General features: G+C 71.1%; 2 protein-coding genes. Both read right to left on the bottom strand.

Going from position 1 to position 2,982, the window contains the following annotated elements; genetic code table 11:
* Positions 1 to 1,582, bottom strand: a 1,582-nt coding sequence (locus tag AB0I76_RS26350) for a 2-oxoacid:acceptor oxidoreductase subunit alpha (RefSeq protein ID WP_357040756.1), incomplete at its 3' end; no start/stop codon positions are given.
* Between the two features lie 346 nt (positions 1,583 to 1,928).
* The coding region (locus AB0I76_RS26345; RefSeq protein ID WP_357040753.1) for a hypothetical protein at positions 1,929 to 2,982 on the bottom strand (1,054 nt) is incomplete at its 5' end.

Genomic DNA, 2,982 nt, shown 5'->3' with positions numbered 1-2,982 from the left:
CGATCGGCCCGTAGGTGGAGCCCCAGCCCAGGACGAGGACCCGGGCGTCACCGTCGGGGTCCTCGACCTCCACCTCCGGCACCGGGATGCTGTCGATGCGGGCCGCGCGGGTGCGGACCATGAAGTCGTGGTTGGCAGGGTCGTAGGAGATGTCGCCGGTCTTGTCGGCCTTCTCCAGCCCGCCGATGCGGTGCTCCAGGCCGGGGGTGCCCGGGATGGCCCACGGCCGGGCCAGGGTTTGCGGGTCCCGCAGGTACGGCAGGAAGGTGGTGCCGTCCTCACCGTTGGGCGTGGACGCGAACTCCACCCGCAGGTCGGGCAGGGACTCGACATCCGGTAGCAGCCACGGCTCGGAGCCGTTGGCGACGTAGTTGTCCGACAGCAGGATCACCGGCGTGCGGTAGGTCACCGCGATCCGCGCCGCCTCCAACGCCGCGTCGAAGCAGTCCGCCGGGGACTTCGGCGCGATCACCGCCACCGGCGCCTCACCGTGCCGACCGAACAGGGCCATGTTCAGATCAGCCTGCTCGGTCTTGGTCGGCATGCCCGTGGACGGGCCGGCCCGCTGCACGTCCACGATCACCAGCGGCAACTCCAACGCCACCGCCAGGGAGATCGTCTCGCTCTTCAACGCCACACCCGGACCGCTGGTCGTGGTCACACCCAACGCCCCACCGTAGGAGGCGCCCAAAGCCGCACCGACCGCGGCGATCTCGTCCTCGGCCTGCATGGTCAGCACGTTGAGCCGCTTGTGCTTGGACAACTCGTGCAGGATGTCCGACGCCGGCGTGATCGGATACGCCCCCAAAAAGACCGGCAGCCCGGACCGGACACCGGCGGCCACCAAACCCAGCGACAGGGCGGCGTTACCGGTGATGTTGCGGTAAGTACCCGCCGGCATCCTCGCCGGCTTCACCTCGTACCGGACCGCGAAGTCCTCGGTGGTCTCCCCGAAGTTCCAACCGGCCCGGAACGCCGCCACGTTCGCCGCCACCAACTCCGGACGCTTGACGAACTTGCGCTCCAAAAACCGCAGCGTCGACTCGTACGGCCGGGAGTACATCCACGACAGCAGACCCAACGCGAACATGTTCTTCGCCCGCTCGGCGTCCTTCTTCGACACCGCCAACTCCGCCAGAGCACCCACCGTCATCGACGTCAGCGCGACCGGGTGCACCGCATACCCGGCGAGGGAATCGTCATCCAGAGGGCTGACCTGGTAGCCCACCTTCGCCAGGTTCCGCTTCGTGAACTCGTCAGTGTTCACGATGATGTCCGCACCACGCGGCAGGTCTGCCAGGTTGGCCTTCAACGCCGCCGGGTTCATCGCCACCAGGACGTTCGGTGCGTCCCCCGGGGTGAGGATGTCGTAGTCGGCGAAGTGCACCTGGAAGCTCGACACCCCCGGCAGGGTCCCGGCGGGGGCGCGGATCTCCGCCGGGAAGTTCGGCAACGTGGAGATGTCATTACCCAACTGGGCCGTCTCCGACGTGAAACGGTCACCGGTCAGCTGCATGCCATCACCGGAATCACCGGCGAACCGGATGACGACCCGGTCGAGTTGACGGATCTGCTTGGTCACGCCTGCACCTCGCTTCGCCCGGTGCGATCGCACGGGCGGCCGAATCCGATGGTGACCTCGCCTTGCCCGGCCACGTGACCTCCTTGACGCACCCTGTAACCGCACCGCCCGTGGCTGTCCGGCCCGCTGTCGTTACTCACTTCAGAGCCTACGTCGGATCTACCGGTCAACCTGCCGGGAGGTCCGCCCGCTGGGATCGCTATCAGCCGGCTTTCATCCGCTTCTGCGGCGTTTTGCCCGGGGCGCCGTAATCCAGATCACGACCACCGCTGCCGGCCCTCGCACCGGCGTCAAGAAGGGCCCCCCGTACCACGCCAGGTGTTAACGGGGGGCCCTTCCTTGCACCTCAGTCGGTGGGGGCGTTCATCCGTCGGCGCAGCGAGGTCGTCGCGAGCGCGAGGGCCAGCACCACCAGCACCGTCGAGATCCCGATGAGGATGACCGCGGTGCGCTGGACCGACGACATCCCGCCGCCGGCACCGGCCCCGGCGCCGGCCGCCAGCACCCCCGTGGACCCGGTCGGCGCGGGCTCGGACGCCGCCGGGGTCGCCAGTGCCGCCGCCGCGGTTATCCGGAAGCTCATCTGCACCTGCCGGGCCCGGCCGCTGAGCGGGTCGAGCTTTCCGACCACCGCCCCGGCCAGTGGCGCGTTGCGCTGCGCCTCCGGTGTCGCGGTCACCAGCAGCCGCACCTCGGCGGTACGCCCCGCCGGCACCGAGCCGAGGTCGCAGCGCGTACGGGTCGGGTCGACCGGGACGCACCCGGACGGGGGCGCCGGCACGGTCACCCCGGCCGGCAGGACGACCTCCACCACACCGGCGGCGTCCACCGCGCCGGTGTTGCCCAGGAGGACGGCCAGACTGCTGGCCGCGCCGCTGATGTCGAAGGCGACCTCGTTGGCTTGTAGCTTGATCCCGGGAACCGGCGGGCCGGGCGGGAAGAGGACGGCGAAGCCCTCGTTGTCGCTCACCGTGCCGCCGCCGCCGAGCGCGCTCGCGGTGACCTGCACCGAGCCGCTCAGGGGCATCTGCCGCCAGGCCTGACCGCTGACCCGGACCCGCAGGGTGGTGCTGAAGCGCGCGCCCGGCTCGCTCGTCCACGCGCCGCAGCGGTGCTCCCCGCCGCCGGTCGCGGCGCAGCCCGTCGTGCCAGCGTCGGTCACGCCGGCGGGCAGCGTGTAGGCGAGGCGGATCTCCTCGGCGACGCGGCCCGTGTTGGTGACCGTGACCCGCAGGCTGGTCACCGTCGACCGCGCGTTCCAGTACGCGGACGAGAGCGCCACGTCGCCCGTGGTGACCTGGACGCTGACCGGGCTGGTCACCGGGCCGCCCGGAGCCGGCGCGGCCGGCGGGGGCGGGGGCGGAGGGGCCGGAGGAGCCGGTGGCGGTGCCGCGGTCGTC

Origin of the sequence: Micromonospora sp. NPDC049799 (genome assembly GCF_040656655.1) — a bacterium.
Taxonomy (GTDB): Bacteria; Actinomycetota; Actinomycetes; order Mycobacteriales; family Micromonosporaceae; genus Micromonospora.
The sequence above is the reverse complement of the archived record's forward strand: the minus strand, read 5'-3'. Positions and strand labels throughout refer to the sequence as shown.